The following is a 19,896-nucleotide window of genomic DNA, read 5'->3' on the forward strand; positions in this document are numbered from 1 at the left end:
TTTGCATGGGGTTGTTTTCGCTATTCTTGTGTCTGGGCCCTTTGGGGCCCATGACTAGGGTCGAATGGCCGGGGCTTCTAGCGGCATGCCCTTGGCCCGCGACATCAGATAAAGCTCCAGCTCGACCAGTTCAGGCGCGCCGTAATCATAGGCCTGCGCGCGGATGCCCGTCATGCAGGCGCGCAGCCGGCGCTGCAGCGATCCCAGTGATTGCCACTCCAGCCGATAAAGCGGGTAACCCGTCGGGTGTCCTTGCGTGATCGCCGATCCGGCCAGGCGCTTATCCCAATTCTCATCGTGGCAATTGGTGCAGCCGAGATTGAGCTGGCCCTGCCGCTGCATGAACAGCTCACGGCCCTTGGCGACGAACGGCGCTAGCTGCGGATCGCTACCGGTCTCGATCGCAGCCCCGCGCGATTGCTGCGCCACAAAGGCGGTCAGCGCCAGCAATTCGCGGCTCTCGTAAGGAAGCGGCGTCGCCTGCTGATGAGTGGCGCGGCACAGATTGATGCGCTGTTCGAGATCGACGGGCCGGCCGAGCGCCTTGTCGAAGGCGGGATAATGCGCCGCGACGCCCCTCATGCTCGCGCGCGCGTCCTGATGGCAATCGGCGCAGGCCTTGTTTGCAACGCCCGTCTTGCCCGCCCACAATTTCTCGCCGTCGAGCACCCACAGCATGCCGGGATTTGTCGTGTCGTCGTCCTGCATCGCCCTGGTGTCCGGCGCCATGAAGCTGGCGCCGGAGCGGCGTTCTGCTTGCGGAATTTCAGCGCCGGCGGCATCCACCGCGAGCAGAGCAGACAGAACGATGAGGCCGGCCAATCTCATTCGACGGTGATCGAGGCCGACGCGGTTTCGGAAAAGCCGTTATCGCCGATCCATTCGAACTCGAACTTGCCGCTCGCTGTCGCCGTGGTGAAGAAGGTGATGAACGGATTGGCGGCGATCGCAGCAAACAGATCGGCGCGAAAAATCTCGGTGCCATTATAGCGGCATGCAAAACTCGTGATGATGTCGCGCGGCACCACCTCGCCGGTGGCGGTATGCCGATAGCCGGTTTCCATGATGTGCGACATCAGCGTCTTGATCTCGATGATATCGCCGCGTTTGGCTTTGGCGGGAACGTTGATCAGTGCGGAGGCCATCAGATCACCTCATCAGTGCAGGCCGCCAGCGTCACCACGACGTCGACGCTGGCCGACCAGAACGAGCCGTCGGACAACCGCGCGATGGCGACGATCTTCTGGCTGTCGGCGAGGCGAATCCGCGTGGACACCTGCGCGCGGCCGGAATGCGGACCGAGATGGAAGTTGCCGATATTGGGCTGCGGGTTCTTCTCGTTGAAGATGTGGATGCTGCGGACGTGATCCTCCGGCGCCATCGGGCTCGCGACGTTGACGGTCAGCGGCACGGTGTTGCCGTTCTCGACCAGCGGCGGCACGTCGAGCTTGACCTTGCCGGTGCGCACTTGCGCGCCATTGGTGATGGTGCGGATCGCGGATGCGAGTTCGGCGGGCGTCGCTTCGCTCGGCCGCACCGTTACGATCGGGACGGCGCCGAGCACGGCCGCGCCGCCGGCGAGGCCGAGGAACTGGCGGCGTGTGGAATCCTTGTGTTGCATCGTCACTTCCTATTCGCGCAGCGTCACCAGATAAGCCACGATATCTTCGATCTGTTCCGCCGACAGGATCGGCTTGCCGCGCCACGCCGGACCAACACGATGCAGGCCGTCCACGCGATAATAGGACGGCATGATCGTCGCTTCATTGAGGCGGCTCGCGTCCACCAGCCGCAGCCGCAACTGCCCTTCCGACCAGCGGCTGCCGGAGCCGGCGAGGTTGGGGGCCAGATCGCCCTGAAATTTCTCTTCCGGAAACGGTCCGTTGTGGCAGAGGATGCAGGTGCTTTGGCGGTTGAGGAGGGTCGTCCGCCCGCGCGCGGGATCGCCGGGCGCACCGGTCAGCGACATCGCAATGGCGTCGCCTGTCACGGCGTAGCGGCGCAGCTCTTGCGCGGCAGCGAGGCCGGGCAAAGCGAGCAGTGCGCCCGCAAGGATCGGACCCGACATGCGCAGTTTAGCCAAAGACTTCCGCCGTGATGGTCGCGAACCAGGAATTCGCATAGTCGGCCTCGCGCGCGCGGAAGTCGCGCGGCACATCCGCCGGGCTGACGCCGCCGGCGCCTTCGACGTCGGCGAACAGCCCGTTCTTCGGCTGGTAGACGCCGGCGACCGAGAAGCCGTAGCCGGGGGCTGCCAGGCTGTAGCAGGTGTTGATCAGCTTCGGTGCCTCGGGCGTCCGGCCCGCGATCAGCGTGGCGACCGCGCTCGCGCAAGCCTTGGCCTGGGAATTCGCGGAGAACGCGGATTTCGGCATCGAGCCGGCAATACAGGCATCGCCGATGACGTGGATGTTCGGCGCCGATTTGGATTCGAAAGTGACGGGATCGATCGCGCACCAGCCGGTATTGTCGGTCGCGCCAGCGATGGTGGCGATGCGTCCGGCGCGTTGCGGCGGAATGACGTTCGCCACCTGCGCGGTGTGGTTGCCGAAATCGGTAATCAGCGTGTTGGTCGCCGGGTCGACGGAGTTCACCTTGCCGCCCTGTGACAGCGACACCCATTCGATCATTCCCGGATAAAGCTCCTTCCAGGCGTTCTGGAACAGGCGCTGCTTGGAGAAGGTGTCCTTGGCGTCGAGGATGATCAGCTTCGAGCGCGGCTTCTTGGTCTTCAGGTAATGCGCAATCAGACAGGCGCGTTCGTAAGGCCCCGGCGGGCAGCGGAACGGATTGGCGGGCACGGCGATCACGACGAGGCCGCCATCGTCCATGGCTTCGAGTTGCTTGCGCAGCAGCAGCGTCTGCTCGCCGGCTTTCCAGGCGTGCGGCATCTTTGCAGCGGCGGCTTCGTCGTAGCCGGGCAGCGCTTCGAAACGCAGATCGACGCCGGGAGACAGCACCAGCCGGTCGTAGGCGAGCGACGTGCCGTCGGCGAGCCCAACGGTCCGCGCCTTGGCATCGATCGCCGTTGCCGCCTGCGCCACCACGGTGACGCCGCCGGCGGCGATCTTGTCATAGCCGAATTGCTGTTCCTCGAGCGAACGCAGTCCGGCGATCACGTTGTTGCTGAACGGGCAGGCGGTGAAGGTTCGGTTCGGCTCGACCAGCGTGACCTGCAGCTTCGGCTCGATCTGTTTCAATGCGCGGGCGCAACTCGCGCCGCCGAAGCCGCCGCCGATCACGACGACGCGCGCTGCGGCCTGCGCGAATGCGGGCAGCGGAAACGCCAGCGCCGTCACGGCGGCAGCACCGGCGCCAACGAATTCCCGGCGGCTCATGCGATGGTTGATGCCCATGGCGGCCCCCTTACTTCTGTGCCGCGAGCCACGTCGCAATCGCGCGCAGCTCGTCGTCGGAGAAGCCTTTGGCGATGCGGTTCATCACCGTGCCGGGAAGCGAACCGTCGCGGAATCCCGTCATCGCGGTCATGATATCGCCGGCGTCACGGCCGTACAGCCGCGAAACCGGCGAGGCCGGCACAGTTCCAGCGGCATGGCAGCCGGAACAGGCCGCAGCACCAGGCGGAGGGACAGAAGCCGCCAGCACCGGCGAACTCCACGCCACGACCGTTGTAATTCCGATGGCAACGCAAAACGCTTTCATCAGCTGATATCCGAAAAGGTTAGTGGAGCGGCGGCCGGTGAAGGCCGCCGCCCGCGTTGTCAGGCGAAGCTGATGTCCTGATCCTTCAGCGGCACCGAGCGGATGCGTTTTCCCGTTGCCGCGAAATACGCATTGAGCACGGCGGGCGCCGCGACGCAGATCGTCGGTTCGCCGACGCCGCCCCAGAAGCCGCCGCTCGGCACGATGACCGACTCCACCTTCGGCATCTCCGCGATCCGCATCGAATTGTAGGTGTCGAAGTTGGATTGCTCGATGCGGCCGTCCTTGACGGTGCAATTGCCGTAGAACAAAGCCGACAGGCCATAGACGAACGAGCCTGCAATCTGGCGCTCGATCTGCGCCGGATTGACGACGTGGCCAGGATCGGTGGACGCGACGATACGGTGCACCTTGATCTTGTTGCCGTCGGTCACCGAGATTTCGGCGGCACCGGCGACGTAGCTGCCGTAGCCCATGTGCTGGCAGATGCCGCGGTACACGCCCTTTGGCGGCGGCTTGTCCCAGCCTACTTTTTCGGCCACCGCATTGAGCACCGCGAGGTGTTTGGGATGCTTCGCCATCAACTTGCGCCGGAACGCGACCGGGTCTTCGCCGACCGAATGTGCCAGCTCGTCTATGAAGCACTCAAGATAGATCGCGTTCTGATTGACGTTGACGCCGCGCCAGAAGCCCGGCGGGACGTGGGGGTTGCGCATCGAATGTTCGACCAGCAGGTTCGGAAAACTATATCCGATCGCCCAATCCCCGGTGGGCGCGAGGCCCTGGAATGCGGCCGTGTCCATGCCGTTGACCAGTGCCGCCGGGCGCACGGTGAACAGGATGGATTGGCCGGAAATCCGGACATGCAGCGCCGTCAGATTGTTGTCCTTGTCGAAGGCGCCGGTCAGCTTGCATTGGGTGACCGGATGATAGGTGCCGTGCTGCATGTCGTCTTCGCGCGACCACAACAGTTTGACCGGCGTGCCCGGCATCTGTTTGGCGATAGAGACGGCCTGCCGGACATAGTCGGTCATGCCGCGACGGCCGAAGCCGCCACCGAGGATCAGCTTGTGAACCTCGCATTTGTCGGCGGGCAGGCCGGAGGTTTCCATCACTGCGGCGAATGCCGCTTCGCCGTTCTGTGTTCCAGTCCAGACCTCGCACTTGTCGGGTGTGTAAAGCGCGGTGGCGTTGAGCGGCTCCATCGCGGCGTGGTTCTGGTAGGGATAGTTGTACACCGCCTCGATCTTTTTGGCGGCGCCGGCGATGGCGGCTTTGGCATCGCCGTTCTGGTTGCCGATAAAGGCGGGCTGCGCGTTGTCGAGGCCTTCGGCCAGCCACTTGGCGATCGATTCGCTGGACACCTTGGCGTTCTCGCCTTCATCCCAGACGATCGGCAGCGCGTCGAGCGCGGTCTTCGCGTGCCACCAGGTGTCAGCGACGACGGCGACGGTCGAGTCGTTGACCCGCACCACCTTCTTGACGCCCTTCATGCCCATGACCTTGGCTTCGTCATAGCTCTTCAGCTTGCCGCCAAAGACCGGGCAATCCTTCAGCGCGGCGTTCAGCATTCCCGGCAGCTTGACGTCGATGCCGTACATCATCTTGCCGGTGGTCTTGTCGGCGGTATCGAGCCGCAACACGCTCTTGCCGGCAATTTTCCAGTCCTTCGGATCCTTCAGCTTGACGTCGGCATCGGCGGGAGGCGACAGCTTGGCTGCGGCTTCCACAACCTTGCCGTAGGTCGTCTTCTTGCCCGACGGCGTGTGCGTGATGGTGCTGTTGGCGGCGGTGCATTCCGAAACCGGCACCTTCCACTCGTTGGCCGCGGCCTGGACCAGCATCATGCGCGCGGTGGCGCCGCCCTTGCGGACGTAGTCCTGCGAAGTGCGGATGCCGCGGCTGCCGCCGGTCGAGAAATCGCCCCAGGCCCGCTTGCGTGCGACACTTTGACCCGGTGTCGGATACTCGGTGGTGACCTTCGACCAGTCGCATTCGAGCTCTTCGGCGACGAGCTGGGCGAGGCCGGTGAGCGTACCCTGTCCCATCTCCGAACGGGCGATGCGGATCACGACGGTGTCGTCGGGACGGATCACCACCCAGACGTTGACCTCAGGCGATCCATCGGCGGCGCGGACCACGGTGGGGCCACCGAAGGGGATGTCGAGACCGACCGCGAGGCCGGCGCCGGCAGCGGCGGTGCCGATGACGAAGGCGCGGCGGCTGAGTGCAGGCGTGATGTGCTTGTTCATGACATCCCCCTCAAGCGTTCGCGGCGGCGTGGATTGCCTCGCGCACCTGTTGGAAGGTGCCGCAGCGGCAAATATTGGTGATGGTTTCGTCGATGTCCTTGTCGGTCGGCTTCGGCTTGTCCTTGAGCAACGCCGCCACCGCCATGATCATGCCGGTTTGGCAATAGCCGCATTGCGGCACGTCGTTCTTGATCCAGGCCTGCTGCACCTTGTGCAGTGCGCCATCGCTGGCGGCCAGACCTTCGATCGTGGTGATCTGCTTGCCGACGGCTTCGCTGACCGAGATGCCGCAGGAGCGCATTGCGACGCCGTCAATATGGATCGTGCAGGCCCCGCATTGTGCAATGCCGCAGCCGTATTTGGTGCCGGTCAGTCCGACATTCTCCCGGATCGCCCATAGCAGCGGGGTGTCGTCCTCGACGTCCACATTGATTGATTTGCCGTTGATAGTGAGGTTTGCCATCGCGTTTCCCCTGTTAGCTCAATTCATCAATTGAACCCGGCGGGGACACTGGACCGCAATCTGGAATAGTTCAAATCAAGAAAATGCGTTTGCAGCGCGGAAGAAAATTGACGGGCCGGGGTTTCGTGGGGGCAGGGGCGCCACATGGCCGTCATGTTCGCCATGCTCGGCTAGGGTTTGCCTGCCTGGTAGGCACATTCCCTCCAATCAATCTTGCGGCGCGCTCACCGCCAGGCGCAGGAAACTCATCACGCATCCGAGCGCGGCAAATCCGGCGCCGAGTGCCAAAGCAAGCGTCGCGCCATCGTGGCCGCCGAGCGCAAAGCACAGTGCGGCGAACGCCGCGCCGAGCGTTTGCCCGGTCAGCCGTGCGGTCGCGACGATGCTGCTGGCGCTGCCGCTGCGATGCGACGGCGCGCTCGACATCAGCGCGCGCAAATTGGGAGTTTGAAAAAAGCCGAAGCCGATCCCGCACACCACCATGCGCCAGACGATGTTGGCTACGCCTGGGTCTGCCGGCAGCGTCGCCAGCAGCACCATTCCCGCGCATAGCAAGGCGAGGCCGATGCCGCCGAGAATGCCGACGGGATAGCGGTCGGACAGCCGGCCGCCGATCGGCGCCATGATCGCGACCACCAGCGGCCACGGCGTCATGAAGAAACCGGTCTCGACCTGGGTGCGCATCAGCACGTCTTCGAAATAGAACGGCAGCGAGACGAAAGCGATGCCCTGAACCGCAAAGGTGCACACCGACGTCGCCGCCGATAGCGCAAACATCGGCCGCCGGAACAGATCGATCGGCAGCATCGGCGCCGGATGATCCGCTTGCCGCCGCATCATGATCCAGCCGAGGATGATGGCGCCGACCAGTTCGGCCACGACCAGCGCCGGTGGTGCGCTGTGTGCCGCACTTCCGATCCCGATGATGAACAGGCCGAGGCAGCCTGTGGTCAGCGCCGCGCTCGCAAAATCGAATGCGTGCGTCGCGCGTGGCGTCGGCGGCAGCGTCTTTAGTCCGATCCACACCGCGATCAGGCCGAACGGAACGTTGATCGCGAACAGCCACGGCCAGGGACCCAGTGCCAGGATGCCGGATGCGATCGTCGGTCCAAGCGTGAAGGCGGTGCCGACCACCAGCGCGTTGTGGCCAAAACCGCGGCCCAGCATATGGGTTGGGTAGACGTAGCGGACCAGCGCCGCATTCACGGCCATGATGCCGCTGGCGCCGAGCCCCTGCAGCGCCCGCGCTGCCACCAGACTGGGCAGCGACCACGCTAACGCGCAGCCGATCGAGGCAATTGTGAACAGCAACAGGCCGCCGATGTAGATGCGCTGATGGCCGACGATTTCGCCGAGCGCACCGAGCGGCAGCAGCGTCGCCACCAGTGCGATCTGATAGACGTTGACGACCCAGACCACATCGGCCGGGCTGACATGGAGGTCGGCGGCGATGGCGGGCAGCGCGATGTTGGCAATCGCCGTATCGAGCGAGGCCAGCGCCAGCGCGGTAAAGATCGCCGCGACCGCCCAGCGCCGGAGTTCCGGCGGCAAGCCGTCGATACCGGGCGTGGCAGGCGGCTTGGCGGTCGCAACTTCTGACATCGAGATCGGGCTCTCCACGGCCGGCGCGGGTAACGCCCTTCCAGGGGCGTGTACTACGGACGCGAGATGTTCCACAGGCACGCCGTTGCATGATGCGTATGCGAAGGCGGGCTTCCGCGGCATTTTGAGCCGCAGACTTTCTGCTACTTCCCGCCCGCCGCCTGATCGACTAGGCTCGCAGCGCATTGCGGGCGCAAGATCCGAAAACGGACGGTCGCAGGCCAAGGGGAAGCGCTTTGGACGGACAGGCGAACCGGCGCAGCGAGGTCATGCGTAGCGCCAGTGAGGGGATGCGTCGGCGCGTGTGGGCTAACCTGTGGGTTGTGCTCCTGCTGGTTATTCTCGGCTTTCTCGTCATCTATCCGATCCTGATGCTGCTGCTGGGGGCGCTCACCGACACCAACCCGGTGGTCGAGGGCATCAGCCTCCGCCATCTTTCGATCGCGAATTTTCTCGTGGTGCTGGCGAATCCCAATGTCGGCGAGGCGCTGGTCAACACGTTGATCGCCTGCGGCGGCGGCACCGCGATCGCGGTCGTGATCGGATTGCTGTTCTCCTGGATCGTGGTTCGCACCAACACGCCGTTCAAGGGCTTTATCGCCGCCGCCAGCATCCTGCCATTGTTTGCGCCGCCGCTGGTCGCAGGCGTGGCATGGGCGATCCTCGGCTCGCCCAAGACCGGCCTGATCAACACCATGTTCAAATGGATCGGGCTCGACTGGCGCGTCGATTTCTATTCGCTGTGGGGCCTGGTGTTCGTGTTCGGCATCTATTACGCGCCCTACGTCTACATGTTCACTTCCTCGGCGCTGCGCAACATGGACCCGAGCCTGGAAGAGGCCGCCGAAATCTCCGGCGCCAGCGCGTTCGCGACATTGTTCTCGGTGACGTTCCCGCTGATCATGCCGGCGATCATCTCGGGCATGCTGCTGTCGTTCATCGTGATGCTCGGCATCTACGGCATTCCGGCGGTGCTGGGGTCGTCGACCAATCTGGCGCTATTGACGACTTATATCTTCAAGCTCACCAATTGGTCGCCGCCGCTCTACAACACGGCTGCCGCGGTTGCGATCATCCTGATGGTGGTGACCGGCGCGCTGGTGTTCCTGCAGAACAGGGTGCTCAGCGGCCGCAGCTACACGACGGTGGCCGGCAAGGCGTTCCGCCCGCGCAGCCTCGATCTCGGACGCTGGCGCTGGTTCACGTTCGCCATCGGTATCGTCTATCTCCTGATCGTGGTGGTGCTGCCACTGCTCGCGTTGATCGTGGCGGCGTTCCGCAAGTTCATGTTCATCCGCGACGTCGCTAGCCTGTTCGACATGCGCCAATACTCGATGGTGCATTTCAACAGTATCTTCGACAATCCGCTGACGCTGCGGTCGATCTACAATGCGGTCGAGGTCGGCGTGATCACGGCGGTTGTCGGCGGCGCGCTGGCGTTTGCGATCGGCTACACAATTCACCGCACGCAGGTCACTGGGCGGCGCTGGATCGACCTGATCTCGACCGTGCCGGTCGCAATTCCCGGCCTCGTGGTCGGTGTCGCTTATTTATGGGCCTGGATCGGGATTCCCGGCGGGCTCTACGGCACGATCTGGATCCTGGCGCTGGCGTTCATCGCGCGCTTCATGCCCGACACCGTCAAGGCGTTGTCGACCTCGTTCATGCAGATCCATCGCGAGCTGGAAGAAGCCGCCTGGGTCTGCGGCAAGGGGATGTTCGCCACGATCCGGACCATCGTGCTGCCGCTGGCGCGGCCGGGCGTGATCGCATCGATGACGCTGTTGTTCGTGCTGGCGATCCGCGAACTCGGCTCGTCGCTGTTTCTCTACACCAGCAACACCATGGTGATGTCGGTGCTGCTGCTCGACTATTACGAAGGCGGAAATCTCGGCAAGACCGCCGCATTCAGCCTGGTGCAGACGGTTCTGCTCGGCGTTCTCATCGGCGGCGCCAACTGGCTGTCACGAGAGGCGACGCAGAGCGGCGTCGCCCGCACCGGATAAAAACTTTAGGGAGGATTGCTATGAACAGACGGATCTTCACCAAAATGGCGCTGGCTGGCGTCGCCGGTCTCGGCATCCTGTGGGGCGCACCATCGCAGGCGCAGGAGTTCGGCTCGCCCGAACTGATCGCTGCGGCGAAGAAGGAGGGGAAACTGGTGTTCTACACGGCGAATTTCGCCGAGGTCGAGCAGCAAGTGATCAAGGAGTTTCAGAAACGTTTTCCCGAGATCAAGGTCGAGATGGTGCGCGCGCCGGGCGGCCAGCTCATCACCCGCGTCAAGACCGAGGCCGCGGCAGGCAAGCTGATCGCCGACGTGGTCGATCATTCCGATCGCGCGCTGATGCAGCCCCTGGCCGACCTGTTCCAGGACTACGCGCCGCCGAACGCCGCGGATTACAACCCCGATTCCCTGATTTCTCCCAAACTATGGCCGCGCGTCACGCTTGTCTGGTCGATCGCCTACAACACTGAACTCGTCAAGAACCCGCCGAAGTCGTGGATGGATCTGACCAAGGCGGAATACGCCAAGCAGACCGGGCAGGTGTTCGCCCGGTCCGGCGGCACCACCTGGACCCGCGTGATGTTCGAGCGCCAGGTGCTGGGTGAGGATTATTGGGCCAAGCAGGCGTCGACCCGTCCGATCCTCTATCCGTCGGGCGCGCCGATGTCGGACTCGCTGGTGCGCGGCGAAGTCGCGATGGGTCCGCTGCTCTACAATGCGATCTATCCGAAACAGAAGGACGGCGCGCCGATCAAGATTTTCTTCCCGCCCGAAGGTGCGCCGGTCAATCCCTATGCCACGGGAATTCCCAAGACCGCCGCCAATCCCAATGCCGCAAAGCTGTTCCTGAACTGGTGCCTGTCGAAGGAGGGGCAAACCTTCATGATCAAGGAGCTCGGCAATTTGACCTCGCTCAAGGTGGCGCCGGTCTACCCCGAGGGTTTCGATCCCAAGGTGGTCAAGGTCTGGTTCCCCAAGTTCGACGAATACGTCAAGCTGCACGAGCCATGGGTGGCGGAATGGGACAAGACCTACGGTCACCGGCAGTGAGCGATCTACGCATGTCGCAGGCTTCTCCATGACGGCGACTCTCGAGGTAAGGGACCTGCGTAAGCAGTTTGCGGTCGGCCGCCCGGCGATCGACGGCGTCAGCTTCGCCGTGCCGGCCGGCGAGATCGTGGTGCTGCTCGGTCCATCGGGTTGCGGCAAGACCACGACATTGCGGTGCGTGGCGGGGCTGGAGCACCCAACCGACGGCGAGATCAGCATCGCTGGCCGGATCGTGTCGGCGCCCGCGAGCGGCATTCTCGTGCCGCCGCGCCTGCGCGAACTCGGCATGGTGTTTCAGTCCTATGCGGTGTGGCCGCATATGACGGTGCGGCAGAACGTGGTCTATCCGCTCAAGCATCGCAAGATTTCGCGCGCCGACGCCCGCCGCAAGGTCGATGAAGCGCTCGAATTGGTCGGCCTGTCGGAATATGCCGAGCGCCCGGTGGTGGCACTGTCCGGCGGCCAGATGCAGCGCGTCGCCTTGGCGCGCAGCATCGTCTACCGGCCGCAATTGCTGCTGCTCGACGAGCCGTTGTCGAATCTCGACGCCAAGCTGCGGCTACGTTTGCGCGACGATCTGCGCGTCATCCTGAAGCAGACCGGCATGACGGCGCTCTATGTCACCCACGACCAGGCCGAAGCCGTGGTGCTCGGCGACCGCATCGGCGTGATGCGCGACGGCAAATTGCTGCAGATGGATACCCCTGACGCGATCTATAACCGGCCGGCGGATCTGTTCGTCGCCAATTTCACCGGCGCCACCAACGAACTTCCGGGCACGCTGGTGTCGCGCAACGGCGAATTTGGCACGGTCGATTTCGGCGACGGACGCCGCGGCGAGGTGGCGTTGCTGCATTCGCTGGGACCGGATGAGAAGGTGCGTATCGCGCTGCGGCCGGAGAACATCACCATCGGCCAGCACAACGGCGCCAATACTTTCCCCGCCCGCGTGCTCGATCGCCGCTACCAGGGCACGCAAACCGCCTATGGCATCGAATTGTTCGGTCGCCGGCTGGAGGTGGTCGAACTCGGCACCGCCGCCCGGCATCAGGTCGGCACCGAGACCCCGGTGTCGCTGCCGCGCGAAAGCTGCTGGGCCTATCGTGACACCGGGCCGGTGTCGTATGAATAGGGATCGCCAAGCAACCGTAAAGTGCCAGCAAGGTCAGCCGGTGAGCTATCCACCGTCATTGCGAGCGAAGCAATCCATAGTGCGGCATGCTGAGAGGTGGATTGCTTCGTCGCTTCGCTCCCTTGCGCAAACGCTCCGCGTTTGTCGCAGGCAATGACGGCTAAATCTACCCGCTCGGCCCCATCCCCAAACTCCCGTAAATCCGGCGCGCATAGGCGCCAAACTCATCCGTGGTCTTGAGCGGCAGATCGCGCGGAAACGGCAGTTCGATCGGGAAGTACTCCGCCATTCGCGCGGGACCTGCTGTCAGCACCGCGCAATGCGAGGCGAGGAACACGGCTTCCTGGATGCTGTGGGTGACGAAGATGATGGTCTTGCCGCTTTCGCGCCAGATCCGCAGCATTTCCAGATTCATCTGTTCGCGCGTCAGAGCGTCCAGCGCGCCGAAAGGCTCGTCCATCAGGATCAGTTTGGGATCGTGGATGAAGGCGCGTGCGATCGCGGTGCGCTGCTGCATGCCGCCGGACAATTGCTGCGGATATTTGTCTTCGTAACCGGCAAGGCCCACGAGATTGAGCAGGTCGCGGGCCCGGGCGCGCGCGGCCTTCATCGGCAGGCCGACGATTTCGGCCGGCAGCAGCACGTTGTCGAGAATGGTCCGCCATTTCAGCAGCAAGGCCTGCTGGAACACCATGCCGATGTCGCGCGCGGGATCGAACGGGGTTTTGGTATTGCCGATCTTGATGGTACCGCCGTCGGCCTCGTGCAGCCCGGCCAGAATCTTCAGCACCGTGGTCTTGCCGCAGCCGGACGGGCCGACCAGCGAGACCAGTTCGCCCTCGCTGACGTCCATGGTGACGTCGGAGACGGCCAGAAACTCCGTACCTTTCGAGCGGTAGACCTTGCGGACGTTGCGCAGGCTGATGAAGGGCTCTTCCGCCGTCATGCCAGCCATTTCTGCAAATGGTCGGCGACGAAGGCGTCGTCGGAGAGATCGGCGTGCTCGCGGCAGACGCGGTCGATCTCCTGCATCTGGCCGGGGCTCAGCCCCTCGGCCGGATCGAGGCACCACAGCCCCTGCATCAGTCCCTGCCGCCGCAGGATTTCGTGGCAGCCGGCGATGCAGCCGTGGAAATTATTGGCGACGTCAAAGAACGCGCTGTTGCAATCGGTGACGCGGGCGTCGAGTGCCAACAGGTCCGCGGGCACGGCGTCCTCGCCGCGCGCCGCCTTGCATATTTCAAACTGCTTGATCGCGGCGGCGGTCCACACCGACCAGTGGCCGAGCAGCCCGCCCTTGAAGTAAGCGCGGGTGGTAACGCCCTTGTCGCGCAGGTCGAACGGCAGCATCAGATCGAGCAGGATATGGTCGTCATTGCCAGTATAGAGCGCGACGCGGTCGAGCGCACCGGCGGCGGCCACGCCGCGGAGCACGTCAAGGGTGCGGTAGCGGTTGAACGGCGCGATCTTGATCGCAATGACGTTGTCGATCGCTGCAAAGCGCCGCCAGAAGTTTGCGCTGAGAATGACGCCGCCGACCGCGGGCTGCAGGTAGAAGCCGACCAGCGGAATCTCGCGTGCCACCGCCTCGCAATGCGCGATGATCTCGTCCTCGGAGGCTGATTTCATCGCGGCAAGGCTGAGCAGGCCGGCGTGGTAGCCGATGCCGCGCGCAATCTGCGCCTCCGCAGTCGCCTGCTGTGTCGGGCCCGCGAGGCCGGCGACCATCGCGAGCGGCCGCCTGGTCCAGTCGGCCGCGGTATGCGCCGCCAGTTCCAGCACGGGCTTGTAGAGTCCGACATCTCGGATCGCGAACTGCGTGGTATGCACGCCGACCGCAAGGCCACCGGCGCCGGCATCGATATAGTAGCGCGACAGCGCGCGCTGGTGCCGGGTGTCGAGCGTGCGGTTGGCATCGAGCGCCAGCGGATGCGCGGGGATCACCGTGCCGTCGGCGACCAGTTTTCGTACCTCGGATTTGATTTCGCTGTGGTGCATGAAAATTCCTATCCAAATTCCGGGCCGGCAACCGCGAACGGCAATTCCGCGGCCAGCATGGTGGCGCGGCCGAACCGCATGCGCTGGAACGGCCGCTCGATGGTCCAGCCGGTTTCGGTGAGGCCACGCAGGAAATCGTCCTGCGAATGCACGGCGTCAAGCAGCCACGGGCCTTGCTCGGATCGCACGATGGTATCGACCAGCGTTAGCGCGCTGTCGTGGGCCTCGGCAAATACAGGGCCGATATGGCGGGCGGTGCGGCCTTCACGGACCAGCGCAACGGCGTTGCCTGATGATACCATGCGGGAGCCGGCGCGGCCGCCGAACTCGGTCAGCAGAGCGCCGCGGTCAAATCCCATGGCGCTGACATCGCGCGCGATGAAATCGGCGACGCTGCAATTCGATAGCGATTGTGCGGCGCTCACGCCTTTCGGAGCTTCCAGCCGCAGCCGCCGCAATTGCAGCGTCGGTGTGAAGCCGAGCGGGCCATATACGTTGGCTCCATCAGGCGTCGCGTCGAGCCAGGTGGTGAGGCCGAGCTTTGTCGCAGCGTTGAGGCAGGCGTCGACCAGCCGGGTCGCGACACCGCGGCGGCGCCAGCTCGCGGTCACCAGCACCATGCCGATCCAGGCATTGCCGGCGGAGTAGGGCAATAGCGCCGCGGTCGCGACCAGTTGCTTGCCGTCGCGCACCCCGAACACGATTCCCTTGCTCAGGAAAAACCGCCAGTCGGCCTCGTTCTGGTTCCAGTGCGCCTCCGTCGACAACAGCAATCCAGCCGGTGCATCGCCGACGCCGAGTTCGATGACCTCGACGTGCTCAGTACCGGCCATCGCGCACCTCATACTTGGTGGGCTTGCCGAGACTCGGCATCGACCGCGACACCCAGTCGGCGGTCCAGCGGATCAACTGATCGGTATCGACAACAGGCAGGTCGAACAAACTTACGGCTTGCGACGTATTGGTCAGCCACGCCGTCGGCTCTTCCTTGCCGGTGATGACGGGCGCAATTCCAAACCGTTGGCCGAATTTGGCGGCGAGGTCGCGCACGGCGAGAATTTCGTGGCCGCTGACATTGATCGGCGAGGTCGGCGTATCGCAATGCGCGAGGCAGCGCAGCGCCTGCGACGACGCATCGCCCTGCCAGATGAAATTGACATGGCCGAGGCTGACGTCGATCGGCGTGCCCCGCAAAACCTTGCTCGCGATGTCGTGCAACACGCCGTAGCGCATGTCGATCGCGTAGTTGAGCCGGAACAGCCGGCCCGGCGTCGAATGCTTGCGCGAGAAATACTCGAACATGCGCTCGCGGCCGACGCAGGATTGCGCGTATTCACCGGGCGGATTTGGCGCAAGGTCCTCGTCGGCGCCTTTGCCGCTCACAGGTACGAAGGGATAGACGCAGCCGGTCGAGAACGCCACGATCCGCGAGGCGGCAAAGGCCTGCGCCACCAGTGCCGGGACGTGCGCATTCATCGCCCAGGTCAGCGAAAGATCGCCCTCGGCGCCGAACTTGCGCCCTGCCATGAAGATGATGTTTTGAATTTTTGGCAGCGCCTTGATGGCGGCCTCATCGAGCAGGTCGCAATTAATGGTTTCGACGCCACGGGCCTGCAGCCAGTCCTTGGCGCTGCCATCGCTAAAGCGTGCGACGCCGATAACCCGCCGGTCAGGTGCGGCTGCCTTGGCAAGCCCCGCCAGCGTCGGCCCCATCTTGCCCGCAACGCCCAAAACCATGATGTCGCCATCGACCTTGCGCAGGTCGTCGATCAGCGCCTGGCTCGGACGGCACAGCAGTTCGTCGAGGGCGGCGATATCCGGAATCGTCTCCGGCAGGTGGTTGCGTGTCAGCAGCATGCCTGTTCCCTTGTCTTATTGCAGCCTGACGTCACGGACCACGAACAGGCGCTCGAGGCCGAGCACCAGGCCGTACAGCGCCACGCCGAGCAGGGTCAGAAGAATGACGGCCATCACCATCGCCGGTGTATCGAGTGAGGCCTGCACCTGGATCATGAGATAGCCGAGCCCGCGCTCCGAGGCGATGAACTCGCCGACGATGGCGCCCGCGACCGCCAGGATGGCGCCGACCTTCATGCCTGAAAATACGTAAGGCAGCGCGCCCGGCAGCTGGATCTTCCGGAATAGCGTCCAGCGCGAGCCGCGCAGCGATTTCACCAGATCCAGCAGGTCGGGCTCGACCTCGCTCAGCCCCCGCGCGGTCGTCAGCAGGATCGGGAAGAAGCAGATCGAAAACGCGATCAGGATGTTCGGAAAGATGCCGTAGGAGAACCAGACGATGAACAGCGGTCCAAGCGCCACTTTCGGAATCATGTTCAGCGTGACGAACAGCGGCAGTAGCAACAGGCTGATCAGCGGCGACCAGGTGAACATGACAGCCAGCATGACGCCGACCAGCGCGCCGAGGCAGAAGCCACCGAGGATTTCGGCGCCCGTCACCCAGAGGTTGGAGAGCCAGGCATATTTGGCCGACGTCAGGGTCGAGAGCGCGGCAAGTGGGGAGGGCAGGATGAATTTCGGCACCTGGAAGGCGTCGACCAGCACCTGCCAAAGCACGATCACGGCAAGATGCGCGATCAGGATGATCGCCACCGTCCTCGCCGATCGCCCTGCATCGCCAGACACTGCGTACTCCTTGTTGGGGCGCGTCCGGTTCCCGGGCGCGCGGTGGCAGTCTATCGCGGGGCGGTCCAGCTTTCAACCATCTGGTTGATTAGGAGGGTGTCATTCCGGGGTGATGCGAAGCATCGAACCCGGAATCTCGAGATTCCGGGTTCGCGTCTTCGACGCGCCCCGGAATGACGCCGAACGTTACGGCCGCAGCGACTGCATCACCAGGTCGACCACATGCTTGCGCCGGGCCTTCCGGGCCGTCGGGCTCGACAGGTCCTTGCCGAAGATTGCCGACAGGGTCGGCGTGTTCGAAAAGTAGAAATAGCTCAGCCCGGCGATCGAAATGTAGAGATGCACCGGATTGATCCCCTTGCGGAACACGCCGGCGCGGACACCTTCGCTCAGGATGGCCGAGACCATACTGACCAGCGGCGAATGCATTGCCGCCAGCTTGCGGGAGCCGCGCACATGGCGGGCGCCCCCACGGTTTTCGTCGTTCAGCAGCACGATGAAGTCGGGATGGGCGGCGAGGTGGTCGAAGGAGGCCTCGATCAGCCGCTTGATGGCCTGCTGCGGCGGCAGGCCTTCGAGGTTGAGCTTGCGTTCCTGGGCGCGGATTTCCTCATAGACCCACTCCAGCACCGCCAGATACAGCGCGTCCTTGTCGCCGAAGTAATGATAGACCAGCTGCTTGTTGACGCCGGCGCGCGCCGCGATCTCGTCGACCCGGGCACCGGCGAGGCCGCTATCGGCAAATTCACGGCGTGCCGCCGTCAGAAGCTTCTCCCGCGTCGCCGCCGGATCGCGCCGCTTGGGCCCGGTGCTATCAGCTCGTCTTATAGGCATTTCCAACCAAACAGTTGACAATTCGTCTCGTCCTTGTTGCATTGGTAGCGTCGCGGGCGTGCAACGACAAGGCCGGGATATTACCAGTCTGCAAACCAGGAGAGATGCCATGAAGGGCTTGAAGATTGCGTCACTGGCGCTTGCGCTTGCTGTCCAGGCGGCTCCCTCTCATGCCGGCGAGGCCGTCAACCTGATCCTGAACTGGGCGCCGACCGCGGACCATTCGCCGTTCTACTACGCCAAGGCGCAGGGCTGGTACGAGAAAGCCGGCATCGATCTCACCATCGAGACCGGCAAGGGTTCCGGCGTGTCGTCGCTGAAGGTCGGCTCCGGCGGTTCGCCGTTCGGCATCGCCGATCTCGCGACCATGCTGGTGGCGCGCAGCAAGGGCGCCGACGTCGTGGCGCTGATGAGCATCTACGCCAACACCGGGCAGACGTTCTACTGGCTGAAGAGCTATGGCGTGAACGGCGCCAAGGACTTTCCGGGCCACAAGATCGGCAATCCGCCCGGCGACGCGTCGCGGGTGATGTGGCCGGCGTTCGCCAAGGCCGCCGGCATCGCGCCCGATGCGGTCAGTTTCGTCAATGTCGGGCCGACCGCCAAGATCGCGGCGCTGAAGAGCCATACGGTCGATATCATCAGCGATTTTTACAACGAACACGATCTCAAGGTGATCGAGTTCGGTGCCGACCTCGGCTACGTCAACTGGAAGGACATCGGGCTCAACCCGTACGGCAACTCGCTGATCGTCAACGGCGCCTATCTGGAAAAGAATCCGAAAATTGCAGATGCGTTCGTCAAGGTCAGCCAGAAGGCGTTTGCCGCCTGCGTCGCCGACGTCGCGCCCTGCCTGAAGGCGCTGCTCGATGCCGCGTCGGGGCTCGACAAGGAGAACCAGGAACGCCAGTGGGAGCGCATCAAGTTCCTGATGACCGACGATTTCACCACTACCAAGGCGCTGGGCTGGATCGACGCCGAGCGGATGAAGAAGGACTATGAACTGGTGCAGACCTATCTCGGCATGGAGAAGCCGTTCGAGGTCGGCACCGCGTTCTCGACCAAGATGCTCGACACGAGTATCAAGATGGATGCGAGCAAGGTGAAGAAGTGACGGGCAGGCGCCCGGGTTTTACCAATCGTCATTGCGAGCGAAGCGAAGCAATCCATGGCGCGGCAAGCTGATGCATGGATTGCTTCGTCGCGGAGCCTGTCGTCGGGCGCGCATTCGCGCGACCCGTTGGCTTCTCGCAATGACGCGGTGGGCTTCTCAGGTATTCTCACTAGCGTCATCGTTCAGCCCTGCTTCCAGCCGCTCGCATAACTCCGCAACCACCCTCTGCGTGGTCGCAAGATCCTTCAGGCTGACGCCTTCGGCGAGCGCATTCACCCACGGCACCTGAAGTTTTGTCGCAGCCTCAAACGCTTCCTTTCCCCGCTTGGTCAGCACGACCAGATGCGCCCGCCGGTGATGCGGGTTGGGCTGTAGCTCGAGCAGGCCCTCATCCCGCATTTCGTTGACGATGCGCTGAACACCCTGACGGTTGAGTCCCATGTTGCGCGCCAGCCACGCCACGGGCTGCGGCCGCTCGGCCAGCGCAATGGCCCCCAGCACCTGCCAGCGCGCGCTGGTGAGTTCGAGGCCGGCGACGAGCCGGTCGCCGGCCAGCAACAGCCGGCCGTTGAGCCGGAATATGGCAAGGATCAGCCCGGTCAGGGCCTGTCCGGCTGGCGTATGTGGCTTGCTTCTCATTGGCAATGAGTATACGAAATGACAACATATTGTCAATATCGGAGTGCGTAATGATGCTCATCGGACAACTGGCCACCGTCGTCGCCGCGGCCTTCGCCGGCGCGGCCTTCTTCATCAATTTCGCCGAACAGCCGGCGCGTCTGCTGCTTGATGACAGGAGCCTGCTGACGCAATGGAAACCCAGCTATGCGCGCGGCTTTGCGATGCAGGCGAGCTGCGCGGTGATATCAGGAATTTTGGGCTTGACCGCGGCGTGGCAGACCGGCGATTGGCGCTGGACCGTCGGCGCGATTCTCATGCTGGCCAACTGGCCCTACACGTTGTTCGGAATCATGCCGACGAACCGCAGGCTGAATGCCATCGCCGCCACCGATGCCGGCCCGGAATCGCGCCGACTGATCGTGCATTGGGGAGGGCTGCATGCCGTGAGAACCGCGCTCGGCTTCGCGGCGACCGCAGCCTATCTCTGGGCGCAGCACTGACGCCTTACTGATCTCC

21 protein-coding genes are annotated in these 19,896 nt (G+C 63.9%); 5 read left to right on the forward strand and 16 right to left on the reverse strand.

The genetic code is table 11. From position 1 onward, the window contains the following. Positions 1-54: 54 nt before the first annotated feature. From soxA to JQ600_RS03200, 9 genes are all read right to left on the reverse strand, one after another. The gene (soxA, locus tag JQ600_RS03160) at positions 55-828 is read right to left on the reverse strand and encodes a sulfur oxidation c-type cytochrome SoxA (protein WP_212389087.1); all 774 of its coding nucleotides are present in this window, start codon (positions 826-828) and stop codon (positions 55-57) included. Continuing rightward, entirely contained in the window at positions 825-1,145 is a 321-nt protein-coding gene (soxZ, locus tag JQ600_RS03165) for a thiosulfate oxidation carrier complex protein SoxZ (protein WP_212265085.1), read from the reverse strand. Before soxZ ends, soxA begins: the two co-directional genes overlap by 4 nt. After that, complete coding sequence (locus JQ600_RS03170) at positions 1,145-1,621, reverse strand: SoxY-related AACIE arm protein (RefSeq protein ID WP_212389088.1); 477 nt, start codon at positions 1,619-1,621, stop codon at positions 1,145-1,147. The genes soxZ and JQ600_RS03170 overlap by 1 nt, the downstream gene beginning before the upstream one ends. Before the next feature lie 9 nt (positions 1,622-1,630). Continuing rightward, positions 1,631-2,068, reverse strand: coding sequence for a sulfur oxidation c-type cytochrome SoxX (gene soxX, locus JQ600_RS03175; RefSeq protein ID WP_192734857.1), 438 nt, complete (start codon positions 2,066-2,068; stop codon positions 1,631-1,633). Positions 2,069-2,075: 7 nt separating this feature from the next. After that, positions 2,076-3,356, reverse strand: coding sequence for an NAD(P)/FAD-dependent oxidoreductase (locus JQ600_RS03180; protein ID WP_212389089.1), 1,281 nt, complete (start codon positions 3,354-3,356; stop codon positions 2,076-2,078). Positions 3,357-3,366: 10 nt separating this feature from the next. After that, complete coding sequence (locus tag JQ600_RS03185; protein WP_249135653.1) at positions 3,367-3,663, reverse strand: c-type cytochrome; 297 nt, start codon at positions 3,661-3,663, stop codon at positions 3,367-3,369. Positions 3,664-3,722: 59 nt separating this feature from the next. Next, on the reverse strand, positions 3,723-5,915 hold the full coding sequence (locus tag JQ600_RS03190) for a molybdopterin cofactor-binding domain-containing protein (RefSeq protein ID WP_212389090.1): 2,193 nt from the start codon (positions 5,913-5,915) through the stop codon (positions 3,723-3,725). A 10-nt stretch (positions 5,916-5,925) separates the two neighbouring features. Then, a complete protein-coding gene (locus JQ600_RS03195) occupies positions 5,926-6,378 on the reverse strand; it encodes a (2Fe-2S)-binding protein (protein WP_192734853.1) in 453 nt (150 codons plus the stop codon). Between the two features lie 207 nt (positions 6,379-6,585). Beyond that, positions 6,586-7,980: an MFS transporter gene (locus tag JQ600_RS03200; RefSeq protein ID WP_212389091.1), complete on the reverse strand. Its 1,395-nt coding sequence runs from the start codon at positions 7,978-7,980 to the stop codon at positions 6,586-6,588. 269 nt (positions 7,981-8,249) lie between these two features. Between JQ600_RS03200 and JQ600_RS03205 the strand changes: the two genes are divergently transcribed. From JQ600_RS03205 to JQ600_RS03215, 3 genes are read left to right on the forward strand one after another with little or no spacing between them, the layout of a single operon-like run. Further along, on the forward strand, positions 8,250-9,986 hold the full coding sequence (locus JQ600_RS03205) for an iron ABC transporter permease (protein ID WP_192734851.1): 1,737 nt from the start codon (positions 8,250-8,252) through the stop codon (positions 9,984-9,986). 20 nt (positions 9,987-10,006) lie between these two features. Continuing rightward, complete coding sequence (locus tag JQ600_RS03210) at positions 10,007-11,038, forward strand: ABC transporter substrate-binding protein (RefSeq protein WP_249135654.1); 1,032 nt, start codon at positions 10,007-10,009, stop codon at positions 11,036-11,038. A gap of 28 nt (positions 11,039-11,066) precedes the next feature. Beyond that, positions 11,067-12,170: an ABC transporter ATP-binding protein gene (locus tag JQ600_RS03215; protein ID WP_212389092.1), complete on the forward strand. Its 1,104-nt coding sequence runs from the start codon at positions 11,067-11,069 to the stop codon at positions 12,168-12,170. A gap of 166 nt (positions 12,171-12,336) precedes the next feature. On the opposite strand, the gene JQ600_RS03220 is transcribed toward JQ600_RS03215, so the two are convergent. The 6 genes from JQ600_RS03220 to JQ600_RS03245 form a co-directional block, all read right to left on the reverse strand. Next, complete coding sequence (locus tag JQ600_RS03220; protein ID WP_212389093.1) at positions 12,337-13,125, reverse strand: ABC transporter ATP-binding protein; 789 nt, start codon at positions 13,123-13,125, stop codon at positions 12,337-12,339. After that, positions 13,113-14,168: a dihydrodipicolinate synthase family protein gene (locus tag JQ600_RS03225; RefSeq protein WP_212389094.1), complete on the reverse strand. Its 1,056-nt coding sequence runs from the start codon at positions 14,166-14,168 to the stop codon at positions 13,113-13,115. The genes JQ600_RS03220 and JQ600_RS03225 overlap by 13 nt, the downstream gene beginning before the upstream one ends. 8 nt (positions 14,169-14,176) lie before the next feature. Further along, positions 14,177-15,001 (reverse strand): GNAT family N-acetyltransferase, encoded by an 825-nt coding sequence (locus JQ600_RS03230; protein ID WP_212489676.1) that lies wholly within the window; start codon positions 14,999-15,001, stop codon positions 14,177-14,179. Further along, complete coding sequence (locus JQ600_RS03235; protein ID WP_212389096.1) at positions 14,988-16,025, reverse strand: NAD(P)-dependent oxidoreductase; 1,038 nt, start codon at positions 16,023-16,025, stop codon at positions 14,988-14,990. The genes JQ600_RS03230 and JQ600_RS03235 overlap by 14 nt, the downstream gene beginning before the upstream one ends. Positions 16,026-16,040: 15 nt before the next feature. Further along, on the reverse strand, positions 16,041-16,811 hold the full coding sequence (locus JQ600_RS03240) for an ABC transporter permease (protein WP_212208475.1): 771 nt from the start codon (positions 16,809-16,811) through the stop codon (positions 16,041-16,043). Positions 16,812-16,997: 186 nt separating this feature from the next. Beyond that, positions 16,998-17,645 carry a TetR/AcrR family transcriptional regulator gene (locus JQ600_RS03245; RefSeq protein ID WP_212389097.1) on the reverse strand — a complete coding sequence of 216 codons (648 nt, stop codon included), beginning with the start codon at positions 17,643-17,645 and terminating at the stop codon, positions 16,998-17,000. Between the two features lie 109 nt (positions 17,646-17,754). On the opposite strand from JQ600_RS03245, the gene JQ600_RS03250 reads away from it, so the two are divergent. Next, entirely contained in the window at positions 17,755-18,759 is a 1,005-nt protein-coding gene (locus tag JQ600_RS03250; RefSeq protein WP_212389098.1) for an ABC transporter substrate-binding protein, read from the forward strand. Positions 18,760-18,915: 156 nt separating this feature from the next. On the opposite strand, the gene JQ600_RS03255 is transcribed toward JQ600_RS03250, so the two are convergent. Next, complete coding sequence (locus JQ600_RS03255; protein ID WP_212265072.1) at positions 18,916-19,398, reverse strand: MarR family winged helix-turn-helix transcriptional regulator; 483 nt, start codon at positions 19,396-19,398, stop codon at positions 18,916-18,918. Positions 19,399-19,451: 53 nt separating this feature from the next. Between JQ600_RS03255 and JQ600_RS03260 the strand changes: the two genes are divergently transcribed. Further along, the gene (locus tag JQ600_RS03260; protein ID WP_212389183.1) at positions 19,452-19,880 is read left to right on the forward strand and encodes a DUF1772 domain-containing protein; all 429 of its coding nucleotides are present in this window, start codon (positions 19,452-19,454) and stop codon (positions 19,878-19,880) included. The last annotated feature ends 16 nt before the right edge of the window (positions 19,881-19,896 follow it).

This window comes from Bradyrhizobium sp. AUGA SZCCT0176 (assembly GCF_018130145.1).
Taxonomy (GTDB): domain Bacteria; phylum Pseudomonadota; class Alphaproteobacteria; order Rhizobiales; family Xanthobacteraceae; genus Bradyrhizobium.